This is a genomic window from Priestia sp. TRN 1309, assembly GCF_050846875.1.
Taxonomy (GTDB): domain Bacteria; phylum Bacillota; class Bacilli; order Bacillales; family Bacillaceae_H; genus Priestia; species Priestia zanthoxyli.
Window position 1 is genome coordinate 645736 of the sequence record NZ_JBOZGM010000001.1, and the last position, 23280, is coordinate 669015.

Consider the following 23280-nt stretch of genomic DNA (forward strand, 5'->3'; position numbering starts at 1 on the left):
GGTATGGAGTAGCGAAAATCTGAATATAAAAAAGGGTATATAAAAACTAGAGAGTTGTATAGGAGGGGAAAAATGTGAAAGCAGATGCTGTGTTTGAAGGGGGAGGCGTTCGAGGAATTGCATTCACGGGTGCAATTGAAGCAATGGAAGAAAGCAATGTAGAATGGCAGCGTCTAGCAGGTACGTCGGCCGGAGCACTGATTGCGGCTCTTTTGGCAAGCGGCTATAAAAGTGGCGAAATTCGCAAGGAGCTTCAAAACATGGACTATGCTAAGTTTCGCGGAAAAACGATCATTAATCGAATTCCCCTGATTGGGAACTTGATAGAACTGATGGTTCATTTAGGTTTTTATAAAAATGATTATTTGGAAAAGTGGGTGTACGGTCTGCTGCGTGAAAAAGGAATCGAAACGTTTGCAGATTTGCCGGCAGATAAGCTGAAAATTATTGCCTCAGACATTTCGAACGGACAGATGCTTGTGCTGCCTGACGACTTGCCTCGCTACGGAATGCAGCCGAGCGATATGAAGATTTCACAAGCTGTGATGATGAGCGCGTCCATTCCTTTTTTCTTTCGTCCTGTCATTTGGAAATCCAAAGGTTTCAAGAGGTCATACATTGTCGATGGAGCGCTTTTAAGCAATTTTCCGATTTGGCTGTTTGATACGGAGCATCCGCGTTTCCCGACGTTTGGTTTTCGATTTGTAAAAGAAGAAATTGATACAGCTGCTATTATTCCGACGCCGGTCCATTTATTTAAAAGTATGTTTACAACGATGCTGCAAGCTCACGATTTGCGGTATTTGAACGCGGAGACAAAAGAACGAACGGTGCAAATTCCAACGGGTGTGATTACGGCAACGGATTTTGCCTTAAAGGAAGAAGAAATCGAGTTTTTATATGAATCTGGTTATATATCAGCAAAGCGCTTTTTAGAAAAGTGGGATTTTGAACAGCATAAAATGAATCGAACCGAACGTCCGCTCACGCGAAGAAAGCTCCCGTAACAGGAGCTTTTCTACGGCTGTTTTAAAATGTTGACTTCCACAGCCTCGCCTTTTGCCGGAACGGAATATTGAACGCTTTTGTCTTTTTTAAGCCATACTTTGACAAGCTGTCCTTTTTTGTATGTTTGATTATCCGAAATTTTTACATAGATAGGCTGTACATCGCTAGAACCAAGTATTTCTTTTGTTGTATAGTCAAGCGCGGTATCTCGCGGAATGACGTTTGCAATAAGAATTTCATTCTGTTTCACTTCTAAAATGCGCCCTTGAACCAAATAGCCGGCCGGCTTTTTTGACTGCTCGGCGTTATCCGAACACCCGCTTAAACAAATAAAAAAGAGAAGAAAAAGTGCAGTTGATTGAACGGTAAACTTCATAAAATCTCCTTTCCGTTTCAACATGACTACCATTATAGCGCGTTTGACCATTTCTTTTCCAGTTTTCGGAGAAAGCAAGAGGTAATCATTGACGTTATTTCAGCGCGCGTGATATGTTTTAACTCATAAACGCTAGATTACTAGAAGCTATGCTTAGTACGGGAGGTCCTTGTATGGATGTTACCTTTTTAACCAATGTGATTCGACATATATTAGAACGAGATAATTTTGTCATAGATTTTGAAGAATCAGACGAACAAAATATTCATTTTTGGCATCGAGACGAGCCGTTTCGCCTTTTTATTTCAGAACAAACGGAGAACTATTTAGTATGGACCGTGTTTGAAAATGAAAAAGAACAGTGGAGCGGCAAGACATTTCTTCAAGAAGTGACGAATACGTGTAAAGACTGCAGTGAGCCAATCGCGCACTGGATTTATAAAGACGGAGGCAAAGAAGGGTATTGCGATCGTTGTCTTCAAACGTTTGGAAATGCGTATTTTACCAATGCTGATGATATCAAGCAAAACCTTCATTTAATTGACGGTTCCATTTGTTTTATTACCGATGAAACCGGGAGCGACTGGTGGATTGCATATGAAGGATTCAAACGAGTAATTGCAAGACTAGAAGAAAACCCCGATCAGAAAGTTGAAATGTACAAGCCTGAATATCCCGTCTTTAAATGGGAAATACATTTTCTAGAGGAAAACAATTCTGCTAGCTTTAAGTTCAAAGATGACTTTGCATCTGGAATTGTACCGAAGGGAAGAATACTCTAACATCCTTGTTATAAGGGTGTTTTTTCTTATAATGGGAAGTTTTTTTGAAAAAATTAATTAATTTAGGTTAAAAAGAAGGAATTAAAGGGTAAAGAGTAGAAGATATATCACTATAGGAAGAATGGGGGAAATAATTATGACAACAACAACAAATTTAACACTGGGGTACAAAATGTACACGATTGATTTCAGCCGTCCAACGCAGTCTAACGAGGCACTGCTTGATTTCTTTAAAGATGTGCAGCAAAGACAGGGAAATAACGCAGAAAGCTTTTCTGAAACATTAAATGAAATTGAAGAAATCAAAACAAAATATGTAGATCATGAAATTGTCCTGCTGGCTAAATCGCTTGAACAGCAAATAAGCCGCTCAAATGCAGAAAAACTTGAGGTCTGATAATCACCAGAAATGGTCGATTTATCAGACCTTTTTTATTTCTATCGACGTAGCTCTATGCGGAAGTTGCCTTCCCTTGCGGGCTGCCAACTTCCGCATAGGTGGACCTTTTGGGGAGAATTCAAGAGGGCAGGGAATCTGGTAGTATAGGTTTTTGGTCGAGGATAAAGTTCTGTACGTGTCTCAGGACGTTTGATTTTATCAAAAGTTGTGGATGAATAGACTATCAAGTCGTTGGAGGCGTTATATGGTTGGAATTTGCAGCTGGAAGTGTGCAGTGAGTGGAATAAGTATTGCGAGTGTCTACAGTAAGCAGCCATCGTGGCAGCGGGAGTGTTATTTGGTGACACCTGGTAAAGTTTATTATGAGTCGTGCTACCAAGGGTACGGAGAGTTTGCGGGAATGGATATTTTTTGTTTGATGAGAGAAAGCGGAGCGGAGAAAGAAGACAGTGAAGGGATAGCGGCTTTTAAGCCTAAGATTGTGCTAGCGAAGTATTACAGCGGACAGCGTTATGAAGAACTGCCGGAATCAGAGCCGTGTCCGTACGGAGGCTATTTTTTTGAAGGGTGGAAGGAAGGATAGCGAATATACATAAAAGCTGTAGAGATATCTCTACAGCTTGTTATTAACGTCTTGTTTCATCGACAGATTGTTCTAAGTCACTTACTTCTTGCGTAATTGTATTTAATTCTTCTTGCACCGCTTCAGCTTCAAGAACAGGATCTTGAACGATTTCTGTCGTTTCAAGCTCTTCTGCTGCAGCCGTTTCTGCAAGCGGCTGTTCTTTAGCAGTGCGCAGAGACTTCACTTTGTTGACAACTTGCGAAGATTGTTCGGAGACTTTTTGTGAAAGACGAGCCGTGCGCTGTTTGAGGTCTTGGCCTTTTGCATATACCGTTTCTTTCACTTGACCTGTTTTAGCAAGTGCTTGATTCGCTCCGTCTTGAATAGAAGCACGCAGCTCTTTTCCTGACTTTGGCGCTACTAGTAAAGCTGTTGTTACACCCACTACGCTACCTACTAACGTGCCGACTAATAACTCTTTGCTTCCACCTTTTGTTTCTTTACCCACTGTTTCTTTTACGTTTTCTTTTGTCATGACATTTCCTCCTTTTATAATATGTAATATGAAGGGTTTACCATTTTGTTGAATACTTCCTGCAAAACGCAAATGATTCGCTAAAAAAATCTGCAAGTGCCGTCGGACGCTCGTACAGGCTGGTGAAATTTGATTGTATATAGTATTCAACCATCTGACAGAAAAACCTTCTTTTCTGCTATAAAAACAGAAAAAAACTTATCTATAAAATCCGACACAAGAAAACGACAACATTCGTTCTTTGGTAGCATTTTCACTTGAAATTTTATATCATAGAGGGCAAGGGGAATACGTTCTCTTTTTTAAAATGCTGGAGGGATTGAAGAAATGGCTGAATCGAAGTACAGAACGATTTTAGAAGCAAAATCTGGAGAATTAGAAGCATTAAAAGACAAAGCAATCAAAGACAGCTGGCAGCCGATTTATCATATTCATCCACAGTACGGGCTGATGAATGATCCAAACGGATTGATTCAATTAAACGGTGAATATCACGTGTTTTATCAGTGGTATCCGTACGGTGCGATGCATGGAATGAAGCACTGGGCTCATGTGAAATCTACGGATTTAGTAACGTGGGAACGCCTTCCGGTTGCGTTAACGCCAACGGAAGAATATGAATCGCACGGCGCATACTCAGGCGGCGCGATTGAAAAAGATGGTCAAGGGCTGCTGTTTTATACGGGGAATGTAAAATACGAAGACGGCTCACGCTCAGCTAATCAGTGTATCGCGATGCTAAACAGGGATGGAAGTGTAGAAAAATACACGCATAATCCAGCGGTACGAGGCGTTCCTGATGGGTATACAGGACATGTGCGCGATCCGAAAGTATGGAAAGAAAATGATACATATTATATGCTGCTGGGCGCTCAGCGTGAAAACGAAACGGGCGCATTAATTGTGTATGAATCAAGCGATGCGCTTCAGTGGTCATTTAAAGGCGAAGTTCAAACATCGCTTCCTGACTTTGGCTATATGTGGGAGTGCCCGGATTACTTTAAACTGGACGGAAAAGATGTGTTTGTCTTTTCACCGCAGGGAATTAAAGCGGACAGCCACGATTTTCATAATATTTATAATGTGATTTACGCGGTGGGAACCTTTGATGTGGAAAGTTTAACGTTTGAAATGGAGTATTACCGTGAAATTGATAAAGGATTTGACTTTTATGCACCGCAAACGTTTCAAGATGAAAGCGGACGTCGCTTGCTATTTGCATGGATTGGAAACCCGGACGTTGACTATCCATCAGACGAATACGGATGGGCCCATGCATTAACGCTTCCTCGTGAGCTTTCCCTTGAAGGTAATGAACTTGTTCAAAAGCCTGTAGAAGAGTTAAATAAGCTTCGAGATCAAGCGGTTCATTTTAGAGGAACGCTAAAAAATGAAGAAGTGATTATTGATGAAGCAACAAACAATGCCTATGAAATCAATATGACGTTCCGCGAGATAGGGGCCAAACAGTTTGGTTTAGAGCTGTTTAATAGTAAAGAAGAAGAGCTTCGCCTCGTGTTTGATACAGAAAAGCAAGAAGTGAGACTCGACCGCTCTTCATTCCACCATCAATATGCAACGGAATACGGTGTCGTTCGCTCTGAAAAATGGACGGCGTCAAATGAAGTCGATGTTCGCGTATTTGTCGACAAAAGCATTGTCGAAATTTATATAAACGGCGGTAAAATTGTCTTCACTTCCCGCGTTTTCCCGAAAAAAGATTCCAAATCAGCTGTAAATGTATTTGCAGAAGGATCTGTGGACTACCGCATTGATTATTACGGTATGTCGCGCGGTATTTAATATAATAAATAAGAAAAGCCAATGAAGATCATTCATTGGCTTTTTGGTTTCTATAAAAATAAGATACAAATACATGAAGCAACTAAATGGGGAACAGCTGCAATAATAAAACGTTTCATCCATTCTGTATCCTCTCGCTGCCGGACCGGGGTAAAGTAAGGTCCTCTCGTTTCAAATCGAAATGTATCCAGTAAGGTTACGAGTGCAATTGCCGTAAGTAATATCCCAAGAGGGCCTGAAATATAGTAAATATACTGCCAGTTGCCTGCTGTAATAGAAATGATAATCACAATAATTAAAGATATAATGCCAGATATTAATCCCGTTTTCAAACTAAAAATCTCCTTACATCCAGTTTTTGCTTATCTATTTTACCATAACCGAATGAAGGTTTGTATATACGGCTCCGGACTGATATTTACTTTTTGGCTGTTCTTCTATGTAAGTATCTTCTCGTATAAAAAGAGTTTCCTAGCAAAAGCAGTGTCCCTAAAATCCAGCCAGCTGCAGGGGAATAAGGAAAGATATTTTTTATGCGTCAATCTGAACGTTTCTTTCCGGTTTATCACGCAGCGGCATCACCATACTCACAAATCCAACGACTACTACGATGATTGCCGCCGTTAAAAAAGTCGTCTGAGCACCTGCAAGCTTTACGACCATGCCTCCAAGAACAGGAGCAGTAAGTAAAACGGCGCTCGTTAAGGTGTTAATGAATCCGTACACTTTCCCTAGGTGCTCTTTGTCACTGTACTTTTGAACGATATAGTTAAACAGCAGCAAATTAAGTCCAACTCCGGCGCCACCGATAGGTGCAGCAATCAAAATAAAATAGCGCGACATAACGGCTGGGTTAAAGCAGCTAATAAAAAATAAAGAACCTCCAAATAGAAGCAGTCCAAGTGATAAAAGTCTAAATGGATGGTGAACCTGTTTTTTTCGATTAAGATACACTCCTGTTGCTAGCGCTCCCAGCCCGATTCCAGAAAGCAGCCAGCCGAGCATTTCCGGGTTATGAGGGAGCACATCTCGAAGAAAGATGCTAATTTGAGCATCAACAAGCATGATGACAAAGTATGAAACGTGAAACAAAACAACGACACGTAAAAGAATCGGGTGCTGAAAAACGAGTTTCCAGCCGTTTGAGTACGTTTCTTTCGGTTGATGGGAAGAACGAGCAGCTTGCCCTTGAATATTTTTACCTGCTTTTTTAAGTGAAAACAGCACGCCGATAGAAATCATACAAGCTGCGGCGTTAACTAAAATACATGCTTTAGGTGTTGTAAACGTCAGCGCGGCGGCTCCGAGAAACGGTCCCACAACTTTGGCAATTTGAAACATAATGTTTTGTAAAGCAGAGGCCTGCAGCAGCTGGTCTTCTTTGACCACTTCTCGAACGTAAGCGAGCTGTGCGGGCACTTTCATAACAGAACTCATAGAGCGCAGCGTCAGCACCCCTAGTGCCAAAAGCGGTTCATTTGTGAAAAATAACAGACATGTAAACAGAAGACGGACTAGTTCAGACAGAAACATCAGCTGTACTTTATTGTAGCGGTCTGCTAAATTTCCAGCTGCTTGACTTAGCAGGATGCTAGGCAAAGCGTACGCGACAGGAATAAGCGTAATCCAGAGGGAATTTGCGTGCCACACGTATGTAAAAAGCGTCATCACCGCAAACATATCAAATAAATCTCCGAAGCTTGCCGCAGTACTTGAAATAAATAATTTTTTATAAGAAGAATTAGCAAACAGCTTTTCTTTTTTCAATACTTTCATTCCTTTATGTGTTGTTCGTAAAAAATAATCGCATCTTCAATAAATTGAAGGACTTCGCTGTCAATAGGATAGAGATTAAGTGAACTGGATGCCTCAGGAGATTTGCGAATATCCCAAAAGGCTTTCTCTAAATCGGTATGAGGGCCAAATAGCTCACTTGATAAAAGCAGTATATCCGCCGCAATCAGCTGGCCATCTTCAGACTGTGGTGAACGCTGATGCTTTAAACACAGCTGAATTCGTTTAATGATGCTGATCCATTTATCAGCACTCTCATTCTCCAGTTTAGGTATATCACGCTGCAGAATCTCACTTTCTTCTATTGAAAGCAGATCAGTCCAGCTGCTTTGTGTAGTAGGCTGATTGTGAACTAAAGGAAGGAGCTGCTTCCAGTTTAGTTCACCTTCTATTTTTATACTGTTGCGAAGAGTGTGGGTGTGTTCTAAAGCTCGCTGAATTTCTGAAGCTTTTTGCTGAAGTTTTTGCTGATGAATCGCTAAAAGTTCATCAATACTTACTTGATGAAGAATAAGTTCAATATCTCGCAAAGGAACGGCTAAGTTTTTTAACAGGGTAATTTTCTCTAGTGTGACTAAGTCCGTTTCTGAGTAGGAGCGTTTTCCATTTTCGGCTTTTGACGATGGATGAAGCAATCCGATTTGATCGTAGTAACGAAGCGTACGCACCGTGAGCCCTAATTTTTTAGCGGCTTGCCCCGTAGAAAAATAAATCATGTTTAATCCCTCCAAAAAAATGCTTGCAGGTAACGTTACGTCACCTTTTACACTGAATATAGGTAAAAGGGAGGCGAAGTAAATTGAAACAACAAAATCAAGGATTATGGACAATAAAATCATTTGTAATTATGCTAGTCGTTACGTTTATTGGTGTTCCTGTTTTCATTGAAGGAGCATTGCAGCACGTTTTCCAGTCGCTATTTAAAAGTGAGCTCTATGCTGGAACAGCTACTGGATTTGTTATGGCAACTGTGTTTTTATCAGCTCTGTATTGGCTGATGGTGCAGGATGGTGATAGAAAAATTGGTTTTCAATCGTTTTCAAAACGTCACTGGCCGCTCATTCTTTTTTGGCTTTTTGTGCTGATCTTAGGAAGTGTGGCAATTGTTGTACTCATGGAATGGTTTGGTATGACGTATGAAAATAAAAAAACAGCCAGTTTACAGCATGACCTGTCGCTGTTTTCATTTATACTTGCTTTTGTTTCAGCCGCTGTGATCTCACCTTTTTATGAAGAGATTATTTACCGAGGTTTTTTTTATACGTGGCTGAAACGTAAAGGAGGGATTGTATTTGGATTGGCGGGAAGTTCGTTTATCTTTATGCTGGTGCATATTCCAACGTACAATACCTTGCCCGTTAACTTTTTTTCAGGTCTCGTATTCGCTTGGGTGTACGAAAAAACAAAGTCGTTGCTTCCTAGTATGATCATTCACGCTTGTTTTAATGGAATTGCCGTGATTTTAACGGCGGCAGCTTAATGTAGTTTCGATAATGGGTAAGCTATGATTTATCTTACCATATTATGTCTAATGAAGAAGCGAATTGTAAAAAAATAAGCGGGAAATGAACCAAAAAACTGCTAGAAGCACTGCCTGTTCCTAACAGTTTTTTGTATATGCACGCACGCTCAAGGCTTGTCTTAAAGTGCACATTAAGGTGTATGATAATAGTGACTATAAACAGAAATAAAAAGGAGAGGGTATCGATGCAATATCGAAAGCTTGGAACAACAGGTCTGGAAGTATCAAATTTATGTCTAGGTACCATGGCGTTTGGACGATGGATTGACGAAAAAGCGTCGGCAGCTATTTTACATAGCGCCATTGAAAACGGAATTAACTTCATTGACACAGCCAACTATTACGGAAAAGGGCAGGATGAAGAGTTTAGATATGGCACAGGGGAATCTGAAGAAATTATTGGACGCGCGTTAAAAGGAAAACGAGATGATGTTGTGCTTGCAACAAAAATCGGCATTGCCGTAGGAAAAGGCAAAAATGATAAAGGTCTTTCACGCACACATATTATGAGAGAAGTTGATAATCAGCTGCGACGACTGCAGACGGACTACATCGATCTTTATCAAGTTCATCTTTTTGATCACCATACACCTATGGAAGAAACGCTTCGCACGCTAGATGATTTAGTTCGTCAAGGCAAAGTTCGTTATATTGGCTGCTCCAATTATGCCGCGTGGCAAATCGCAAAGTCTCATCATATTAGTGACAACATGAATCTTGAAAAATTTATTTCCGTTCAGCCTCAGTACAATCTTCTCTCTCGTGAAATTGAACAAGAGCTGCTGCCGTTTAGTCAATCCGAAGGTGTAGGCGTTATGGTATACAGTCCGTTAGCGCGCGGCATGCTTTCAGGCAAATATAAAACACCAAATGACGTGCCGCCAGAAAGCCGTGCTGCACATGGTGAAAAGCTGCTGCGAAACTACTTTACTGACCGAAACTTTCAGCTGGTGGAGCAGTATCGCAAGTTAGCAGAACAACATGAAGTAAGCTTGTCTCAGTTTGCTCTTTCATGGGTGCTAAATCAGCCCGCTGTGACATCAAGCATTATCGGAGCTAGTAAATTGCACCACGTAACAGATGCAGTTGAAATCAGCGATTGGACATGGTCAGAAGAACTGCTAAACACCGTAAATTCACTGTATTAATAAAAAGTCCGCAGGTGCACCTGCGGACTTTTGTGTTTATATTTTAATTTCTTTTTGCTCTAACCTTGCTTCTAGTGAGTCGTACAAAGCTAACTTGTAGTTAATTTGCTCGAGGTATTTAAAAGTTTTGGCCATTTCTTCTTCTACCGCTTCTTTGTGCTGAAGCATCATGTTTTTTCGTTCTTTAATCGTGCTTTCCCCTTGTTTATAGAGCTCTACATAGCGCTTTATTTCTGCAAGCGGCATGCCAGTTGAGCGCAGAGCTAAGATAAAACGGATCCACTCAATATTCGTATCGTTATAGAGGCGCTTTCCATTCTCATCACGTTCTACAAAAGGAAGGATTCCTTCTTTTTCATAATAGCGCAAAGTCGGTGCGGAAAGCCCGGTTTTTTCATTCATTTCTTTCATGCTATAAGACAAGATTGTTCACTCCCACTTATGAATCGTAAAGCTTACTTTAAGGTATATGATAATCGATAGTTGAACGTTTTATCAAATTCTTTTTCGGTTATTTTTTAAAAAATGGAACTTTTATACATTTTGTCCGTAATAACAAGTAGACAATAAGAAACTTACTGTAAAAGGTTAAGTAAAGGGGATAGAGTAATGAAAAAAATAAAATGGATTAGTTTTATACTGCTGCTGATTTCAAGCGGAGTGTTTTTTATCAATCATCAGTACGCCATTTTACTAGCGGCTTGGACCGCTTACGGAATGGCTTTATCAGTCCTGGTTTATTTCTTTTCATACGGCATGAGTGATTCAAATCAAGAATAAAAACCGTATGCGCGTTTCTTATTGTCTTCAAAATAAAAGCAAAAAATGAAAGGGTGGAAGAAATGGGAGAACTTTTTTGGATGATTTTTTTCGGAGCGTGTATTTGGGTTCCACTAATTTGGAATAAAATTGCGATTGGCAAGCGCATCGCTTACGAAGAAAAGAAAGCAGGACGTGATTTAACAGGAGAAATCAATCCGTTTACTGGAGGAAGAATGTAAATAGAGATTAAGACATCTCTAAATTACTCCCATTGAAAGACGAACAAATAGGATAAATGAGCTCATATGAATTGTTTGTGACACCGCTGTTAAATTCCGTGCAAGGCTTCGCTTTCCGCGGGCGGCCGGTGAGCCTCCTCGTCGCTTACGCTTCTGCGGGGTCTCACCTGTTCCGCTTTTCCCGCAGGAGTCTTCGCCTTGCCCTCCAATCAACAGCTAGAAGCAGCTACCTACATAAAACTTACATTCAGCCTATCCATAAAAAATCCGAACGAATTTAATTCTCTACCAAGAATCTCAATGCATCGTTCAAATTTCCCTACTACTAATAAAATACGTTTGTTTCAGCCTCTTCATTAGTAAAGAAAACAATAGTTTAATTTTGTGATAAATAGTATAATTAACCATATTTATTTTAGACAGAAAGGCTGATGAAAAGGTGTCAACATTCTTTTTGGCCGGCATGATACTTGTGCTGGTGATGATTATTTTTTCGCGTACGCTGTGGGTTCCCAGCGGAGTGGTAGAACGTCTCAGCAAGAAAAAGTGGTTTCAAAACCACTGGCTGAGCGGAGGCTATTTATTTGGCATTAATGCTTTATATTTTGGCACTACGATATTTTTACTCTATCTTCTTATGTTTACAGATATCCCTTATTTACATCTTGTTCTTATGTTTTTAGCGACGATTGTAAGTATTCTCACGTGGAGCGCTTTTAGTACAGCGTGGACAGGGTCATTTAAAAACCGTCTTAAAATGGCTTTAACAGGAAGCAGCTTTTACTTGATCGTAGCATTGATCATGGTAATTCAGTGGCTAGGCGTTAAACCTCTGTATCCCAATGAAGATACGTTTATGCGAGCTTTAGGATGGATGCTTGGCTTTTTCGTTTCAGCCGTTGCTTTTAGTATATGTTTTATCTTCACTGCGTTTCTTGGAAAACGTTCACCGCGTGTGTCATGATATCATCCGCTTTTTAACGTTTTTTTCTAGTTAACTACTATTGACGAAAGCAGGGGTAAACGTGATTCGAGAAATTTTAGCTTCCGATGCATCCGCTTTTTTAGCGTTAAATAAAGAGCTTGATAAAGAAACCGCCTATATGCTGTACGAGGAAAATGAGCGTGCGACCACGCTTGAACAGCAGAAAAAAATGATTACAACTTTTTTAAAGATGCCGAACTCAACCATTTTAGTGGCGGAACAAGAAGGACAGCTCGTTGGTCATTTATCTGTGATTGGCGGAAGCGTTAACCGAAAAAAACACAGTGCATACTTAGCTGTTGGGGTGCTTCAATCTTACGGAAACCGAGGCATCGGCACTTCGTTGTTTAAAGAAATGGAGAAATGGGCAGCGCAGAGCGGCATTAAACGAGTAGAGCTAACGGTGATGACCCACAATGAACCGGCCATTTCGCTGTATAAAAAGATGGGTTTTGAAATAGAAGGGAAAAAAGTATGTTCACTCGTTGTAGATGAAAAATCAGTCGATGAATATTATATGGGGAAGGTTTTTGAAAAAACGTGCTTAAAGGAGAAATGAACATGGAAACGACGATTGTTAAGTTAAACGAATGGGTGGTAAAGCTTCCTAAAAAGCTTGAAGTACTCTCTGAAGCAGAGGCGTCAAACCGTCCTGCTCCTAAGAAATGGTCACCAAAAGAAATTGTCGGCCACTTATGTGACTCAGCCATTCACAATTTACAGCGCTTTATCAACGTGCAGCATGAAAAAAATCCTTGTGTACTGACGCCTTACAAACAAGATGAATGGGTAGAACTGCAGCACTATCAAGATACGTCCATGAAAGAAGTAGTTGCCCTATGGAGCAGCTTAAATAAGCAAATTGCTTCCGTTCTTTTGCATATACCAATAGAAAAGCATACGTATCAATTCGAACTAGGAGATGGAAAGTTCGTTTCGCTTGAATGGTTGGCTAAAGATTATATCGCTCATTTGGAGCATCATATCAAGCAAATCGACGCTCAAATGCCGCTAGGAGGCAAAGAGGATGAAAAAAGAACATAAAAAAGAAGAATCTCAGGTGAAAGTCGATTTGAGAGCAGACCGCGCCTATGGTGACCATGAATACATAGGAGCTTCGAAAAAGGGCGTGCTTCTTGCTTTGTTACCCGTTCTGATCATTGCTGGAGGTATATTTTTTTTGATGGTAAAATGATAAAAGCCGCATTATAGCGGCTTTTTTTCATAAAGGTGCTGGGTTTTGCTTCCTTCGGGATTGTTGAGGCTTTCTAGGGTGGAAAAGCCTGCGTGTTCTGCGACTATTTTAGCTGCAGAAGGAAGCGTTTCGACTCTTTCCCAAGATTCTGGATTCCACAGCTTTGATCGCTTGAATGCTTTGCTACAGTGGAGAAAGCATTCTTGTACTTCGACGCCGATAGCGAGCAGCGGAGCTGTATTGTGAACCGCCATTGTTTCAAGCAGCGCTTTTTCTTTTACAATGCAAGCTTTGCCGTTAATCCGCAGCGTTTCTTCTATGCCTGGAATCAAAAAAAGCAGTCCGATTTGAGGATTAGATAAAATATTTTCCAATGAATCTACTTTTTGATTGCCGCGCCTCTCTGGAATCAACAGCCTTTTCTCATCGACGACTTGTACAAAACCAGGGTGATCACCCCGCGGAGAGCTGTCGCAAATTCCTTTATAATCAGCTGTAGCAATGATAACAAAAGGGGAATGTTTAATAAATTCCCGGCAGTGTCGATCTAAATAAGGAATTATTTTTTGATGCGCCAATTTGTTAGGCGTGCCGACTATACGGCGAAGCTCTTCTTTCGTTTTTACTTGTTCTTTAAAGTGACCGTTTTTCATTCCTCTTTTCACTCCTACTGTATGCGTATACTGAAAATACCATTTTTATATATGAAATACTATATTTTTATATTAAAAAACAGAAAAATCAGTATATTTAAATGAAGTAGAAGTGTTATAACGCTAGCTTCGGTCTTTTTTTAAATTTTTGATTGCGTTATCAAATATGTCATTAACCGTTCTCATATGTTCGCTGACAAGATGATTCGAGTCTTTTTCTCGCTGGCGCATGTCTTTTAACAAATCATCCATATCATCTAGCAAACTTTGAAAATACTCATCTTTTTGTTCTTCTTTCATTGTGGAATCGTCCATTTCATCAAGCTTATCGAGCTTATCTTCAATTTTTTTGAAGTATTCATCTCTCAAGAGTCTCACCTCATTTATAAAGTAGCTTTCTGCTTATTGTATGCAAAATGTTTGTTTGCATGAGTAAGAAGTAGAAAGGGTATAAAGAAAAAAGAGTCTAAAAAGCTCATTTGCATCTTAGTAGGTTACTTTTTAGTTCCCATATTACTTTAAAGTGCGTACTTTTTTTTCGTGTTTCCATGCTTCATAATAAATTTTGTCAGGGAATAATAAGACATTTAATAAATTGATTATACGAATCAAATTCTAAAATAGAGGTATAAAAATTTCAGGAGGTTTTATTCATATGAGAGAGATACTGCAAGGAAAACTAGGTTTTGGAACAGCACCACTAGGCAATATGTATCGCAATATTCCAGAAGAAGAGGCCATCGCAACGGTTGATGCTGCTTGGGAAAGCGGCATCCGCTACTTTGACGCAGCCCCTCTTTACGGAGCTGGCTTAGCAGAAATGCGCCTTGGTGAAGCACTATCAAAAAGAAACCGCGATGAGTATGTGCTAAGTACAAAGGTAGGTCGCGTCATTTCAGATGAATTGGAAGATACATCTTCACGTGATATGGGAGAAAAAGGCGGGCTTTTTGAATTCGGCCGTAAAAATAAAATTATTAATGACTATAGCGCTGATGCAACTCTTCGTTCAATTGAGCAAAGCTTAAACCGTTTAAAAACAGATCGCTTAGACTTTGTGTATATTCATGATGTTGCGCAAGATTTTTATGGAGATGAGTGGGTAGGACAATTTGAATCTGCTCGAACGGGCGCATTTCGTGTGCTTACACGTTTGCGCGAAGAAGGAGTTATAAAAGGATGGGGACTTGGAGTAAACCGAGTGGAACCAATCGAAATTATGCTGGAATTGGAAGAAGCAAAGCCCGATGTATCGCTGCTAGCTGGCCGATACACGCTGTTAGATCATGAACGTGCGCTGCAGCGAGTGATGCCCGAAGCTGTAAAGCATAATATGGACATCGTTGTCGGCGGACCATACAGCTCAGGCGTTCTTGCTGGAGGTACACACTTTGAATATCAAAAAGCGTCTTCAGACATTATGGCAAAAGTAGAAAAAATCAAAGCCATTGCAGATCGTCATCAGATCAGCATTAAGGCTGCTGCTGTACAGTTCTCGCTTGCTAATCCAGCGGTTGCTGCCGTTATTCCTGGCGCCAGTCGTCCAGAGCGTATTGCAGAAGACAAAGCGGCATTAAACACGGTAATTCCGGCAGCCTTCTGGGAAGAAATGCGTGAACAGCAGCTTGTAGCGTCTCATGCACCGCTGCCAATAAACGTTAAATGAAGGTAGAACGGTAAATAGTAAGTAGAAAAAGAGGCTGAGGCAAAAGTATTTTAGACGAAGTGAAAAACGAACCATTGATCAAAATTTTTGATTAGTGGTTCGTTTTTTTTGTTAGGTGAACGTAGGTTTCATCTGTTTAAATCCTTCTAGCAGTTTATTGAAGGGCAAGACGAAGACTCCTGCGGGGAAAGCGGAACAGGTGAGACCCCGCAGGAACGCAAGTGACGAGGAGGCTCAGCGGCCTCCCGCGGAAAGCGAAGTCTTGCATGGAAATCAACTATCACAAGCGGTTCAGCTCATGTATGCCATTTGTGCGTCTTTAAATTGGATTCATCTTGTTATGTCTCAGCCTCTTTTTTTGTTTTGAGATAGGGATTTGTCATATATTTAGTAAGAATTGGTTAAATACGAACAATTTAAATGAATAATATTAAAATATTCGCTTTTTATATTGAATAACCATTTTGTATTTGATACATTTAGAAAGTGAAAAATATTGCTCGTATATGCTTGGAAATATGGTCTAAGTGTCTCTACCTGGTTCCCATTCAAAGAACTGGACTACGAGTTAAAGTATAAAAATGTTCGGTTTACCCAGACAGAAGCTGTATTCCGTACTTAATTTCTTATACTTTGACTCTAAAAAACCTAGACCATGAAACATGCTCTAGGTTTTTTTCTTTTGTCCAATCATCGAGTGTATGAAACAGCAAAACGAAATGGAGTGAAAGTAACGATCTATGAAAAACAAGATGTTAAAAACAGGTGCTTTATTTACTATTGGTATGGTTTTACTGCTATCTATACTTGCCGGGTGTAATTCAGCTTCAAAAAAAGAAGCCGGAGATAAACAGAAGCAGCAGCCTATTATTGTGCAAGGGCCGATGCCGATAGAAGCGCAGAAATTCGCTAAAAAATTAGAAAATGTAAAAGAAGAAAAGTCAGGGAATTTTGTTTTTTACAAAGGAACTGTCGACAATTATCCGGTCATTGTGGTTAAAACGGGAAAAGGAATGGAAAACACGGCAGCTGCTACAGCGATAGCTATAGAAAAATACCATCCTAAAGCAATTATCAACCAAGGAACATCGGGCGGGCATGATGAAAACCTGAACGTGTTTGATATTGTATTAGGAAAGCGAACAACGAATATAGGCTCTTTAAAAACAGAAGATAAAAAAGAAGGCGAAGGAATGGATCCTACTGCTTGGAAGCCGATGGATTTAATGGCTTCTGAAGGAAGCGCTGGAGAAGATCCTGATGCTGAAAAAGCTCGCTATTATGAAGGAGATAAGAAGTTACTTGCGGCTGCAAATGCAGTAAAAGATACATATAAAAAAGGTAAAGTGGTTGAAGGAACGATAGGATCAGCAGACACGTGGAATAACGAAGTGGATCGAATTAAGTGGTTCCATACTAAGTATGGGACGTCTGTAGAAGAAATGGAAGGCGCAGCGGCAGCGCAAATTGCAGGAAGCTATGACGTTCCATTCTTAGGTATCAGAGTGTTATCTAACAACAAAGTAAACAATGGAAAATATAATCCAAATACAGCAGCCGCTTGCCAAGACTACGTTTATGAAGTAATTAAACATTATATCAGCACAAACGCTAAGTAAATCTTTCTTTAAAAAAGCACCAGACCCTTTGTTTCCTTAACAAAGGGTCTGGTGCTTTTTTGGTCAAATAATTGAAAACGACTACGTATGGATTCTACCTATAGAAAGACTAGTTAAGATCTTTTTTAGTATTTTTAGTTTATCTATTCTTCACGCCGCTCATCAGTAAAAACAAAGGAATACGCATTCGACGCTCGTAAGTTTCAGCGCTGTCGAAATGTTCTTTTTGAGGACATGCTTCTTTTAAATTTGTAATGGTGAATCCACTTTGCTGCATCAAAGAAAAGTACTCTTCAAGCGTGCGATGATACTTTTGAACGTATCCACCCATCCAGTGCTGCTGACGGAATCCCATGAAGAAATAGTTGTCCACGGTCCAGTTTGTGCGGAGAGCGGAAGGCTGAAGAGTAGACGTAATAACTGGATGTTCAACGGAAAAAATAAACCTTCCTTCAGGTTTGAGTGCTTGATTTACTTTAGTGAAAATGGAAGCTAAGTCTTCTATATAGTGAAGAGACAGTCTTGCGGTAACTAAATCATATTTGTCACGGGGCGGAGTATAGTGCTCCATCGGTTCATGGATCACTTCTGCATTTGGATAGTTTGAAAGCTGTTGCTGAGCTGCATTTATCATATTGATCGAGCCGTCTACTCCGGTATAAGAGAAACAGCCTTGTGCAAGAAGCTCCGCACCAAATTCAGCGTTTCCACACCCTAAGTCTAAAATGTTTGCATCTGTAACATCACCTAGAAGCTGTAGAATAGCTGGTTTTTCAATCGTATCATTCGCATTTTCTTTTTGCTGCCGGCGTTTTGTATAGGCCAAAAACGTCTCGTCATTATCGTAAAATTCAGCTCCTGTTGAGATCTTCAACTAAATCAGCCTCCTCTATGCAAAGTATCTTATTATAATCATATATTCAAATTATTTACAATGATTTTGATGGATATGGAAATAGCGTTTTATTTTGGAGAAGTGCTATCATGTGGAGTAACAAACTTGTACACGTCTATGGAAGATAAGTCTAAAAGCTAAGAGTTGAGTATAGAAAGGGTCAGTCTATGCATAACTCTTAGCTTTTGCTTTGAAGTCGTAAGGAACCATTTGTTTTTGGCGTCGGTCTTATTTCGGTAACTTTTCAACAATTGCTGCGTCTATTTGCTGAGATAATGCGCTGCTAATCTCTTTTTCATGCTCTACTTTTTCTAAAATGAGCTGCTTATTACCTGTCTTGATTTTTAACATCGTACCTGAGTGGATGGAGAAATCATCTCGCAGCTTTTTAGGAATGGTAAGTCGAAAACGTTCATCAATTTTTCTAGATTGAGCCGTAAATATTAAAGTCGTTTTTTCACCGAAATTCATTTCGTATTTTTGAATCACAATGTTATTTTCTTTGTTAATAAAAAATTGAACCTCCATGTTTGCATCCAATTCGACTGACGTTAAAAGTTCAGAAGTGAGCTGAATCTGCCGTCCGGTTAATGTTGCATAATAAGGAGGAGGCGCCCCAGGTTTTTTTGAAAGCGCTATCGTTTTTTCGTCTCTTTTTTTCATAACAATTTGCTGTTCTACTACGTATAGTTCTACATAATCAAATGGCTTAAGTTCATAGTCATCTCGCAGGGATCTTGGAATGACTATTCTACCCATATGGTCAATTGTTCGAATGAAGATATGAGAAGGAACGGGGACATTTTCATCATGATGATCAATAATAATCCAATCATCACAGCTCCGTAAAAGAACTTTGTCGTTCGTCTCGAGTTTCGTTATTTGCATAAACAAAGAAGGAAGGGATACTCTTCCCATTTCATCAATTATACACTCTTCTTTTTTTGTACGCATCTTGCTACTTAATCCTTTCTAAAAACAGTTTAGATGGGGTATGTTACTTAAATTACACAGCATTTATTTCTTTGTCAAATGAAGCAAATGAGTATTTATTCATCCTACAGATTGCGAAATACAGGAAGTTTAACCGGGTTCAGTAGATGTACATGTGTCTCGTGTAAAGAATAATAATCTGAAGAAAACAGCTAATCTATTAATTAAAAAAAACATAGAAATAGAAGTGTTTTTCTTTCTTTTGGTTTTATTGTAGGAAAAAAAACCTTAAAAAGAGGTAGTATCTTTTTTAAAAAGAGTAGATAGAGGTTTTTAAACAAAAAAATACAGCGGAATTCAGTCTGAATAATGAATAGATTTATGCATATTAAGCCAAGAAAAAAATTTCACGCAATGCTTTTTTTACGCCTTTTGGGCTCAAGTCATAGTTAAAGGATAAAGAAAAAAGCTCAATGTAATGAGCTTTGAGCTAATTTTATCGTTTTTCAACCAGCAGTAAGATGAAGGTAGCAAGCGGTCCTAAAGCAAGAGATAATAAGAACCAGTTCAGACCGGTTCGATTTTTACCTTGCGCTAATCCGGCATTAATTAGAGCCAGCGTTCCCCATCCTACAACGTATTGATTATCCATATGACACCCCGCTAATATTATTTCTTTATATGATTAACAAATTTTATATTAGCATAAATATCCATATTTTTGATTGGAATTCCTGAATTAGGTGGAAAAGCGGTGAATTTCTTCATGAAACAAAATTCCTGTTTTCCTCCACTCAGTGAAGGTAGTAGTGAATAAGAGAAGGGTGCACGTAGTACACGTGAACGTACTGAGGACGATGATAGTGAAGCTGATGCATATATTGATTCATAAGCCTTTGAATGGCGTCGTACACATTGGGCGGATAGCCGTAATAGCCGTGATGAATCCCAACTCGAAGCAAGGAAACGGGAGGCGTGTTATTGTTTTTGTACATTGTTCGGTGCTCTTCTGCGCGTTTAACCTTGCGCAGCTGCTCCGCCCGCCGCCGGCGCAGCTTTTCGCTGTCCTAGTTCTTGATCGAGTATAAAAATAGCTGCAGGGTTATTTTGAGCAATTTTTAAGCGGTCTACAATTGTCTGAGCCTGAGCTTCTTCATCGACTTGTTCTCTCAAAAAGTCCTGCACGATGACTAGGGTTTGAGGATCGTTCGCTTGACTGATAAATTGAAACGCTTGACGATAAGAATTTGTGACGAACTTTTCATGCTCCAATACTTTTTGAAACGTTTCTAACGGTGTCCCAAACTCACTTGGCTGAGCAGGTAAAGAACTTAATTCAACCGTTCCGCCGCGGTCAACTAAGTAGTCAATAAGTTTTAGCATATGAGTGCGTTCTTCTTCAGACTGCAGGCGTAGCCAGCTGCCCATTCCTTTATAGTTTAATCGATTCATATAGTTAGACATAGCTAGGTACAAAGTTGAAGAGACGTGTTCAAGTTGAATTAAGTTATTGAGCAGTTTTTGAATTTGTTCGTTCATATTTGTTATTCCTCCTTAGGGAAAGAATTTCTTTCATATACTAGCTGCAACCCTCACGTTTTTTATGGTGAAAGAAATCTACAGTGATACTATATGTCACTTCTTTAAGTAGGTAACTTGCCCATCCTTTATTGGTGCTTCTTACTTACATAAAGGGGTTGTATAATATAGGAATAAACGTAGTTTAAAAGACTCTTTTTTTAGATGGTTAAAATTACTATGTTCTATTTAACCAATTTAATGATAAAATTGTCACTCTGTGCAATTTTAATTGGTATGAAGGAGTCAGAAAAATGAATATGCAACACGTATTAATACCTGGATTTGAAAAGCTCGCGAGCTTTGTTTTCTGGTATCCATTTATTATGTCTTTATTTTGGATTGCGGGCACGCTTATTTACATACGCTATCGCGACCGAGATCCTAAAGTTGATTTTTCAACAGTTGATTGGCCGTTAGTGAGCTTTTTAGTGCCTTGCTATAATGAAGAAGAAACGATTGAAGAAACGCTTAAGCACCTTTTGGCGTTAGATTATCCGTCTAAAGAAATCATCCTTATTAACGATGGAAGCACCGATGGAACAGCTGATATTTTAAAGGAAATCAGCAGGAATCACCCTGAAGTTCGTGTGATTCAGCTTTATGAAAATAAAGGAAAAGCCAACGCGTTGCATTTAGGTGCGCACGCATCTAAAGCTGAGTTTTTAATCTGCTTAGATTCAGACGCTATTTTAGATCAAGACGCTCCGTATTATCTAATCCATCATTTTCTTCATAAAGGGGAACGGCTGGGAGCCGTTACCGGAAATCCGCGCATTCGAAACCGTAATACGCTGCTGAGTCGCATTCAGCTAGTTGAGTATTCTTCTATTATCGGTTCTATTAAACGAACACAGCGAATTTTAGGAAAAGTAATGACGGTCTCAGGCGTAGTAGTGGCTTTTCGAAAGAAAGCACTTGTGGACGTCGGGCTGTGGGATCGTGACATGATTACGGAAGATATCGCCGTAAGCTGGAAGCTGCAGCAGCGCTTTTGGGATATCCGCTATGAACCGCGGGCATTGTGCTGGATGCTTGTGCCCGAAACCTTAAAAGGAATTTGGAAGCAGCGAGTACGTTGGGCTCAAGGTGGGCAAGAGGTAATGCTTCGCCACTGGAAAGTGTTATTAAAATGGAAGCAGCGCAGAATTTGGATTGTATACCTAGAGCAGTGGATCAGTACTCTTTGGTCATTCGCATGGCTGTTTGTGACGATCATGCTGCTTGTTACCGCGAGCAGTCCTCAAGACATACTGTTTTGGTTTACGTTTACGTCATTTTCCCTTGTATTTATGAGCTTAATTCAGCTGTTTATTGCGCTGAAAATTGATTCGAAATACGACAACGTGAAGCGGTATTACGTCTGGGCTGCATGGTACCCAGCGCTTTACTGGATTGTGAATACGATTGTGGTAGTGGGCGCATTTCCTCGTGCTATCAGATCTAGAGTGAAAGGAGGCTATGCCACATGGAGCAGTCCAGACCGCGGCTTAACGAAGAGCAAATCATGATTCAAGCCAAGCAGCCTCTTGCTCGATTCGTGATAAGCATCATTGTTTCATCTGTTTTTTGGCTGTATTGTGCCATTGTTCTTTGGTTTTTCCTTTCAGCTGTTATCGGCGTAAATGACCGTTACAGCGGGATATTAAAAATTGCGTTCAAAACGACGAACGGCGAAATTCGAACGTTTTTAGTAATTGGACTCGCTATTTTTTGCTTCTTTTTCCTGGCTCTGTTTTTATGGAGATTCTACAACAAAAAGAGATTTGGAAGCTTAAACCGACGAAAAGAGCCGGCGTATACGAGTATTAAAGATTTAGAGCGTCTTGAGCTTTTATCGAAGGATCAAATTCAAGAGCTTCAGCGTGCACAGTACATCGAGTTTGATGTTAATCCGTTAAAACATACTGAGGAGAGGAAGCACGCATGAAGAAATATGTATTCTTTCTTTTAATTGCGGCAGCGGTAGTTGGCTTTATTTTCTTTAAAGTAGTGAACTGGGAAGATAAGGCGAAAGCAACAACGACCGTGGAGCCAGCGCTTGAGACGAACGGATGCTTAGGCTTAAATTATCATCGCGTGCGCAAGCATAATTGGTTTAATCGAATTGTCAGCTCAGTTACAAAGTCTGACGAACTGACAGAGTACAGCGTCTACAGCAATGATTTTGAACAACAGTTAAAAAAGCTGAAGGAACTTGACGCTACGTTTGTTACGCCAAAAGATATTGAAACGTATCAGCAAAAAGGCACGTTTCCAAAACGCTGCGTATGGATTTCATTTGACGATATTGACCGTACCGTGTATCAAAACGCTTTTCCAATTTTGAAAAAGGAAAACATTCCGTTTACGCTATATGTAATCGCAGGACAAGTGGGAGCAGAGGACTTTCAAAATTTAAATATGGCTTCATGGAGTCAGCTAAAAGAAATGAAAGACAGCGGCCTTGCGACAATCGGTTCGCATACATATGATATGCACCGTTTAGAAGAAGACAAGCCTTTATTTCTGACGCCTGCTAAATACAGCGCGTTCGCTCGTGATTTACGAAAAAGCAAAGAAACGATTAAGAACCATTTAGGAATAGACCCCGTTTACTTTGCCTATCCATACGGCAATACAAATGATGACGTAGCTAAGATTGTGAAAGATGCTGGTTTTCACCAAGCAGCTATTTTAGCCCCTCATGTTATTACAAAAGACAACGATCCGTATTATCTTAACCGGATTGTTGTGTACAACAAAACCTTTCAATATCTTATTCTTCCGTGGCTGACGCGTACGAGCTCATGAGAAGAAAGTGAAAAAAGCCTCTGTCTAAA

33 protein-coding genes and 1 riboswitch are annotated in these 23280 nt (G+C 39.9%); of the genes, 19 read left to right on the forward strand and 14 right to left on the reverse strand.

Going from position 1 to position 23280, the window contains the following annotated elements; translation table 11 throughout:
- Positions 1–74 precede the first annotated feature (74 nt).
- Positions 75–1007 carry a patatin-like phospholipase family protein gene (locus ACRPLQ_RS03290; protein WP_116739290.1) on the forward strand — a complete coding sequence of 311 codons (933 nt, stop codon included), beginning with the start codon at positions 75–77 and terminating at the stop codon, positions 1005–1007.
- A gap of 11 nt (positions 1008–1018) precedes the next feature.
- On the opposite strand, the gene ACRPLQ_RS03295 is transcribed toward ACRPLQ_RS03290, so the two are convergent.
- Entirely contained in the window at positions 1019–1384 is a 366-nt protein-coding gene (locus ACRPLQ_RS03295) for a DUF3221 domain-containing protein (RefSeq protein WP_432235665.1), read from the reverse strand.
- A gap of 173 nt (positions 1385–1557) precedes the next feature.
- On the opposite strand from ACRPLQ_RS03295, the gene ACRPLQ_RS03300 reads away from it, so the two are divergent.
- From ACRPLQ_RS03300 to ACRPLQ_RS03310, 3 genes are all read left to right on the forward strand, one after another.
- Complete coding sequence (locus ACRPLQ_RS03300) at positions 1558–2166, forward strand: hypothetical protein (protein WP_115654713.1); 609 nt, start codon at positions 1558–1560, stop codon at positions 2164–2166.
- Between the two features lie 136 nt (positions 2167–2302).
- On the forward strand, positions 2303–2563 hold the full coding sequence (locus ACRPLQ_RS03305; protein ID WP_165636159.1) for a hypothetical protein: 261 nt from the start codon (positions 2303–2305) through the stop codon (positions 2561–2563).
- 247 nt (positions 2564–2810) lie between these two features.
- On the forward strand, positions 2811–3149 hold the full coding sequence (locus ACRPLQ_RS03310) for a hypothetical protein (protein WP_042991966.1): 339 nt from the start codon (positions 2811–2813) through the stop codon (positions 3147–3149).
- Between the two features lie 43 nt (positions 3150–3192).
- On the opposite strand, the gene ACRPLQ_RS03315 is transcribed toward ACRPLQ_RS03310, so the two are convergent.
- Positions 3193–3666 carry a YtxH domain-containing protein gene (locus ACRPLQ_RS03315; RefSeq protein ID WP_013058548.1) on the reverse strand — a complete coding sequence of 158 codons (474 nt, stop codon included), beginning with the start codon at positions 3664–3666 and terminating at the stop codon, positions 3193–3195.
- A 327-nt stretch (positions 3667–3993) separates the two neighbouring features.
- Between ACRPLQ_RS03315 and ACRPLQ_RS03320 the strand changes: the two genes are divergently transcribed.
- Entirely contained in the window at positions 3994–5469 is a 1476-nt protein-coding gene (locus tag ACRPLQ_RS03320; protein ID WP_432235666.1) for a glycoside hydrolase family 32 protein, read from the forward strand.
- A gap of 50 nt (positions 5470–5519) precedes the next feature.
- On the opposite strand, the gene ACRPLQ_RS03325 is transcribed toward ACRPLQ_RS03320, so the two are convergent.
- The 3 genes from ACRPLQ_RS03325 to ACRPLQ_RS03335 form a co-directional block, all read right to left on the reverse strand.
- Complete coding sequence (locus ACRPLQ_RS03325; protein ID WP_028414975.1) at positions 5520–5801, reverse strand: hypothetical protein; 282 nt, start codon at positions 5799–5801, stop codon at positions 5520–5522.
- 199 nt (positions 5802–6000) lie between these two features.
- On the reverse strand, positions 6001–7245 hold the full coding sequence (locus tag ACRPLQ_RS03330; RefSeq protein ID WP_321201979.1) for an MFS transporter: 1245 nt from the start codon (positions 7243–7245) through the stop codon (positions 6001–6003).
- Complete coding sequence (locus ACRPLQ_RS03335; protein ID WP_328173300.1) at positions 7242–7979, reverse strand: MerR family transcriptional regulator; 738 nt, start codon at positions 7977–7979, stop codon at positions 7242–7244. Before ACRPLQ_RS03335 ends, ACRPLQ_RS03330 begins: the two co-directional genes overlap by 4 nt.
- An 83-nt stretch (positions 7980–8062) precedes the next feature.
- On the opposite strand from ACRPLQ_RS03335, the gene ACRPLQ_RS03340 reads away from it, so the two are divergent.
- Together ACRPLQ_RS03340 and ACRPLQ_RS03345 are read left to right on the forward strand one after the other, a co-directional pair.
- Positions 8063–8743: a CPBP family intramembrane glutamic endopeptidase gene (locus ACRPLQ_RS03340; RefSeq protein WP_098113599.1), complete on the forward strand. Its 681-nt coding sequence runs from the start codon at positions 8063–8065 to the stop codon at positions 8741–8743.
- Between the two features lie 227 nt (positions 8744–8970).
- Complete coding sequence (locus ACRPLQ_RS03345; protein ID WP_432235667.1) at positions 8971–9933, forward strand: aldo/keto reductase; 963 nt, start codon at positions 8971–8973, stop codon at positions 9931–9933.
- 36 nt (positions 9934–9969) lie between these two features.
- Here ACRPLQ_RS03345 and ACRPLQ_RS03350 read toward each other — a convergent pair whose 3' ends face one another.
- Positions 9970–10356, reverse strand: a complete 387-nt coding sequence (locus ACRPLQ_RS03350) for a MerR family transcriptional regulator (RefSeq protein ID WP_033579956.1) — start codon at positions 10354–10356, stop codon at positions 9970–9972.
- 186 nt (positions 10357–10542) lie between these two features.
- On the opposite strand from ACRPLQ_RS03350, the gene ACRPLQ_RS03355 reads away from it, so the two are divergent.
- Both ACRPLQ_RS03355 and ACRPLQ_RS03360 read left to right on the forward strand, forming a co-directional pair.
- A complete protein-coding gene (locus ACRPLQ_RS03355; RefSeq protein ID WP_165573631.1) occupies positions 10543–10713 on the forward strand; it encodes a hypothetical protein in 171 nt (56 codons plus the stop codon).
- 62 nt (positions 10714–10775) lie between these two features.
- A complete protein-coding gene (locus ACRPLQ_RS03360) occupies positions 10776–10934 on the forward strand; it encodes a hypothetical protein (protein WP_162200723.1) in 159 nt (52 codons plus the stop codon).
- 18 nt (positions 10935–10952) lie between these two features.
- Here ACRPLQ_RS03360 and ACRPLQ_RS03365 read toward each other — a convergent pair whose 3' ends face one another.
- A complete protein-coding gene (locus ACRPLQ_RS03365) occupies positions 10953–11147 on the reverse strand; it encodes a hypothetical protein (RefSeq protein ID WP_367076887.1) in 195 nt (64 codons plus the stop codon).
- A 250-nt stretch (positions 11148–11397) separates the two neighbouring features.
- Between ACRPLQ_RS03365 and ACRPLQ_RS03370 the strand changes: the two genes are divergently transcribed.
- From ACRPLQ_RS03370 to ACRPLQ_RS03385, 4 genes are all read left to right on the forward strand, one after another.
- Positions 11398–11898 (forward strand): hypothetical protein, encoded by a 501-nt coding sequence (locus tag ACRPLQ_RS03370; protein ID WP_432235842.1) that lies wholly within the window; start codon positions 11398–11400, stop codon positions 11896–11898.
- Positions 11899–11959: 61 nt separating this feature from the next.
- On the forward strand, positions 11960–12478 hold the full coding sequence (locus ACRPLQ_RS03375; protein WP_165636165.1) for a GNAT family N-acetyltransferase: 519 nt from the start codon (positions 11960–11962) through the stop codon (positions 12476–12478).
- A gap of 2 nt (positions 12479–12480) precedes the next feature.
- A complete protein-coding gene (locus ACRPLQ_RS03380) occupies positions 12481–12963 on the forward strand; it encodes a DinB family protein (RefSeq protein ID WP_325075048.1) in 483 nt (160 codons plus the stop codon).
- Positions 12947–13114: a hypothetical protein gene (locus ACRPLQ_RS03385; protein WP_432235668.1), complete on the forward strand. Its 168-nt coding sequence runs from the start codon at positions 12947–12949 to the stop codon at positions 13112–13114. Before ACRPLQ_RS03380 ends, ACRPLQ_RS03385 begins: the two co-directional genes overlap by 17 nt.
- Before the next feature lie 11 nt (positions 13115–13125).
- Here ACRPLQ_RS03385 and ACRPLQ_RS03390 read toward each other — a convergent pair whose 3' ends face one another.
- Together ACRPLQ_RS03390 and ACRPLQ_RS03395 are read right to left on the reverse strand one after the other, a co-directional pair.
- Positions 13126–13767, reverse strand: coding sequence for a pyridoxamine 5'-phosphate oxidase family protein (locus ACRPLQ_RS03390; protein ID WP_432235669.1), 642 nt, complete (start codon positions 13765–13767; stop codon positions 13126–13128).
- A 123-nt stretch (positions 13768–13890) separates the two neighbouring features.
- Positions 13891–14136 carry a hypothetical protein gene (locus ACRPLQ_RS03395; RefSeq protein ID WP_014458723.1) on the reverse strand — a complete coding sequence of 82 codons (246 nt, stop codon included), beginning with the start codon at positions 14134–14136 and terminating at the stop codon, positions 13891–13893.
- A gap of 286 nt (positions 14137–14422) precedes the next feature.
- Between ACRPLQ_RS03395 and ACRPLQ_RS03400 the strand changes: the two genes are divergently transcribed.
- From ACRPLQ_RS03400 to ACRPLQ_RS03410, 3 genes are all read left to right on the forward strand, one after another.
- The gene (locus ACRPLQ_RS03400; RefSeq protein WP_028414966.1) at positions 14423–15433 is read left to right on the forward strand and encodes an aldo/keto reductase; all 1011 of its coding nucleotides are present in this window, start codon (positions 14423–14425) and stop codon (positions 15431–15433) included.
- Between the two features lie 199 nt (positions 15434–15632).
- Entirely contained in the window at positions 15633–15800 is a 168-nt protein-coding gene (locus ACRPLQ_RS03405) for a hypothetical protein (RefSeq protein WP_432235670.1), read from the forward strand.
- A gap of 113 nt (positions 15801–15913) precedes the next feature.
- Positions 15914–16017: riboswitch (purine riboswitch) on the forward strand.
- Between the two features lie 156 nt (positions 16018–16173).
- Positions 16174–17052: a 5'-methylthioadenosine/S-adenosylhomocysteine nucleosidase gene (locus ACRPLQ_RS03410; protein WP_049166003.1), complete on the forward strand. Its 879-nt coding sequence runs from the start codon at positions 16174–16176 to the stop codon at positions 17050–17052.
- Positions 17053–17191: 139 nt separating this feature from the next.
- On the opposite strand, the gene ACRPLQ_RS03415 is transcribed toward ACRPLQ_RS03410, so the two are convergent.
- The 5 genes from ACRPLQ_RS03415 to ACRPLQ_RS03435 all read right to left on the reverse strand — a co-directional run bounded on the left by ACRPLQ_RS03415 (position 17192) and on the right by ACRPLQ_RS03435 (position 20419).
- Positions 17192–17926: a class I SAM-dependent DNA methyltransferase gene (locus ACRPLQ_RS03415; RefSeq protein WP_165636168.1), complete on the reverse strand. Its 735-nt coding sequence runs from the start codon at positions 17924–17926 to the stop codon at positions 17192–17194.
- A gap of 249 nt (positions 17927–18175) precedes the next feature.
- A complete protein-coding gene (locus tag ACRPLQ_RS03420; protein WP_165636169.1) occupies positions 18176–18901 on the reverse strand; it encodes an AbrB/MazE/SpoVT family DNA-binding domain-containing protein in 726 nt (241 codons plus the stop codon).
- Positions 18902–19376: 475 nt separating this feature from the next.
- The gene (locus ACRPLQ_RS03425; RefSeq protein ID WP_014458731.1) at positions 19377–19532 is read right to left on the reverse strand and encodes a hypothetical protein; all 156 of its coding nucleotides are present in this window, start codon (positions 19530–19532) and stop codon (positions 19377–19379) included.
- Positions 19533–19674: 142 nt separating this feature from the next.
- A complete protein-coding gene (locus ACRPLQ_RS03430) occupies positions 19675–19875 on the reverse strand; it encodes a hypothetical protein (RefSeq protein WP_014458732.1) in 201 nt (66 codons plus the stop codon).
- 22 nt (positions 19876–19897) lie between these two features.
- Positions 19898–20419, reverse strand: a complete 522-nt coding sequence (locus ACRPLQ_RS03435; protein WP_014458733.1) for a ferritin — start codon at positions 20417–20419, stop codon at positions 19898–19900.
- Between the two features lie 293 nt (positions 20420–20712).
- Here ACRPLQ_RS03435 and pgaC point away from each other — a divergent pair, with 293 nt between their 5' ends.
- The 3 genes from pgaC to icaB are packed head-to-tail and all read left to right on the forward strand — an operon-like array spanning position 20713 to position 23251.
- Entirely contained in the window at positions 20713–21969 is a 1257-nt protein-coding gene (gene pgaC, locus ACRPLQ_RS03440) for a poly-beta-1,6-N-acetyl-D-glucosamine synthase (protein ID WP_033579968.1), read from the forward strand.
- Complete coding sequence (gene pgaD / locus ACRPLQ_RS03445) at positions 21927–22388, forward strand: poly-beta-1,6-N-acetyl-D-glucosamine biosynthesis protein PgaD (protein WP_165636170.1); 462 nt, start codon at positions 21927–21929, stop codon at positions 22386–22388. Before pgaC ends, pgaD begins: the two co-directional genes overlap by 43 nt.
- On the forward strand, positions 22385–23251 hold the full coding sequence (gene icaB, locus ACRPLQ_RS03450; RefSeq protein ID WP_028414957.1) for an intercellular adhesin biosynthesis polysaccharide N-deacetylase: 867 nt from the start codon (positions 22385–22387) through the stop codon (positions 23249–23251). Before pgaD ends, icaB begins: the two co-directional genes overlap by 4 nt.
- Positions 23252–23280: the final 29 nt, after the last annotated feature.

Bases quoted from the DNA above. Each gene is read 5' to 3' on its own strand.
- ACRPLQ_RS03360 (WP_162200723.1), top strand. From the start codon at position 10,776: ATGGGAGAACTTTTTTGGATGATTTTTTTCGGAGCGTGTATTTGGGTT.
- ACRPLQ_RS03370 (WP_432235842.1), top strand. From the start codon at position 11,398: ATGATACTTGTGCTGGTGATGATTATTTTTTCGCGTACGCTGTGGGTT.
- ACRPLQ_RS03430 (WP_014458732.1), bottom strand. From the start codon at position 19,875: ATGTACAAAAACAATAACACGCCTCCCGTTTCCTTGCTTCGAGTTGGG.
- ACRPLQ_RS03315 (WP_013058548.1), bottom strand. From the start codon at position 3,666: ATGACAAAAGAAAACGTAAAAGAAACAGTGGGTAAAGAAACAAAAGGT.
- pgaC (WP_033579968.1), top strand. From the start codon at position 20,713: ATGAATATGCAACACGTATTAATACCTGGATTTGAAAAGCTCGCGAGC.
- ACRPLQ_RS03295 (WP_432235665.1), bottom strand. From the start codon at position 1,384: ATGAAGTTTACCGTTCAATCAACTGCACTTTTTCTTCTCTTTTTTATT.
- ACRPLQ_RS03320 (WP_432235666.1), top strand. From the start codon at position 3,994: ATGGCTGAATCGAAGTACAGAACGATTTTAGAAGCAAAATCTGGAGAA.
- ACRPLQ_RS03435 (WP_014458733.1), bottom strand. From the start codon at position 20,419: ATGAACGAACAAATTCAAAAACTGCTCAATAACTTAATTCAACTTGAA.
- ACRPLQ_RS03390 (WP_432235669.1), bottom strand. From the start codon at position 13,767: ATGAAAAACGGTCACTTTAAAGAACAAGTAAAAACGAAAGAAGAGCTT.
- ACRPLQ_RS03330 (WP_321201979.1), bottom strand. From the start codon at position 7,245: ATGAAAGTATTGAAAAAAGAAAAGCTGTTTGCTAATTCTTCTTATAAA.
- ACRPLQ_RS03410 (WP_049166003.1), top strand. From the start codon at position 16,174: ATGAAAAACAAGATGTTAAAAACAGGTGCTTTATTTACTATTGGTATG.
- ACRPLQ_RS03425 (WP_014458731.1), bottom strand. From the start codon at position 19,532: ATGGATAATCAATACGTTGTAGGATGGGGAACGCTGGCTCTAATTAAT.
- ACRPLQ_RS03345 (WP_432235667.1), top strand. From the start codon at position 8,971: ATGCAATATCGAAAGCTTGGAACAACAGGTCTGGAAGTATCAAATTTA.
- ACRPLQ_RS03385 (WP_432235668.1), top strand. From the start codon at position 12,947: ATGAAAAAAGAACATAAAAAAGAAGAATCTCAGGTGAAAGTCGATTTG.
- ACRPLQ_RS03355 (WP_165573631.1), top strand. From the start codon at position 10,543: ATGAAAAAAATAAAATGGATTAGTTTTATACTGCTGCTGATTTCAAGC.
- ACRPLQ_RS03335 (WP_328173300.1), bottom strand. From the start codon at position 7,979: ATGATTTATTTTTCTACGGGGCAAGCCGCTAAAAAATTAGGGCTCACG.
- ACRPLQ_RS03310 (WP_042991966.1), top strand. From the start codon at position 2,811: ATGGTTGGAATTTGCAGCTGGAAGTGTGCAGTGAGTGGAATAAGTATT.
- ACRPLQ_RS03380 (WP_325075048.1), top strand. From the start codon at position 12,481: ATGGAAACGACGATTGTTAAGTTAAACGAATGGGTGGTAAAGCTTCCT.
- ACRPLQ_RS03400 (WP_028414966.1), top strand. From the start codon at position 14,423: ATGAGAGAGATACTGCAAGGAAAACTAGGTTTTGGAACAGCACCACTA.
- pgaD (WP_165636170.1), top strand. From the start codon at position 21,927: ATGGAGCAGTCCAGACCGCGGCTTAACGAAGAGCAAATCATGATTCAA.
- icaB (WP_028414957.1), top strand. From the start codon at position 22,385: ATGAAGAAATATGTATTCTTTCTTTTAATTGCGGCAGCGGTAGTTGGC.
- ACRPLQ_RS03300 (WP_115654713.1), top strand. From the start codon at position 1,558: ATGGATGTTACCTTTTTAACCAATGTGATTCGACATATATTAGAACGA.
- ACRPLQ_RS03305 (WP_165636159.1), top strand. From the start codon at position 2,303: ATGACAACAACAACAAATTTAACACTGGGGTACAAAATGTACACGATT.
- ACRPLQ_RS03420 (WP_165636169.1), bottom strand. From the start codon at position 18,901: ATGCGTACAAAAAAAGAAGAGTGTATAATTGATGAAATGGGAAGAGTA.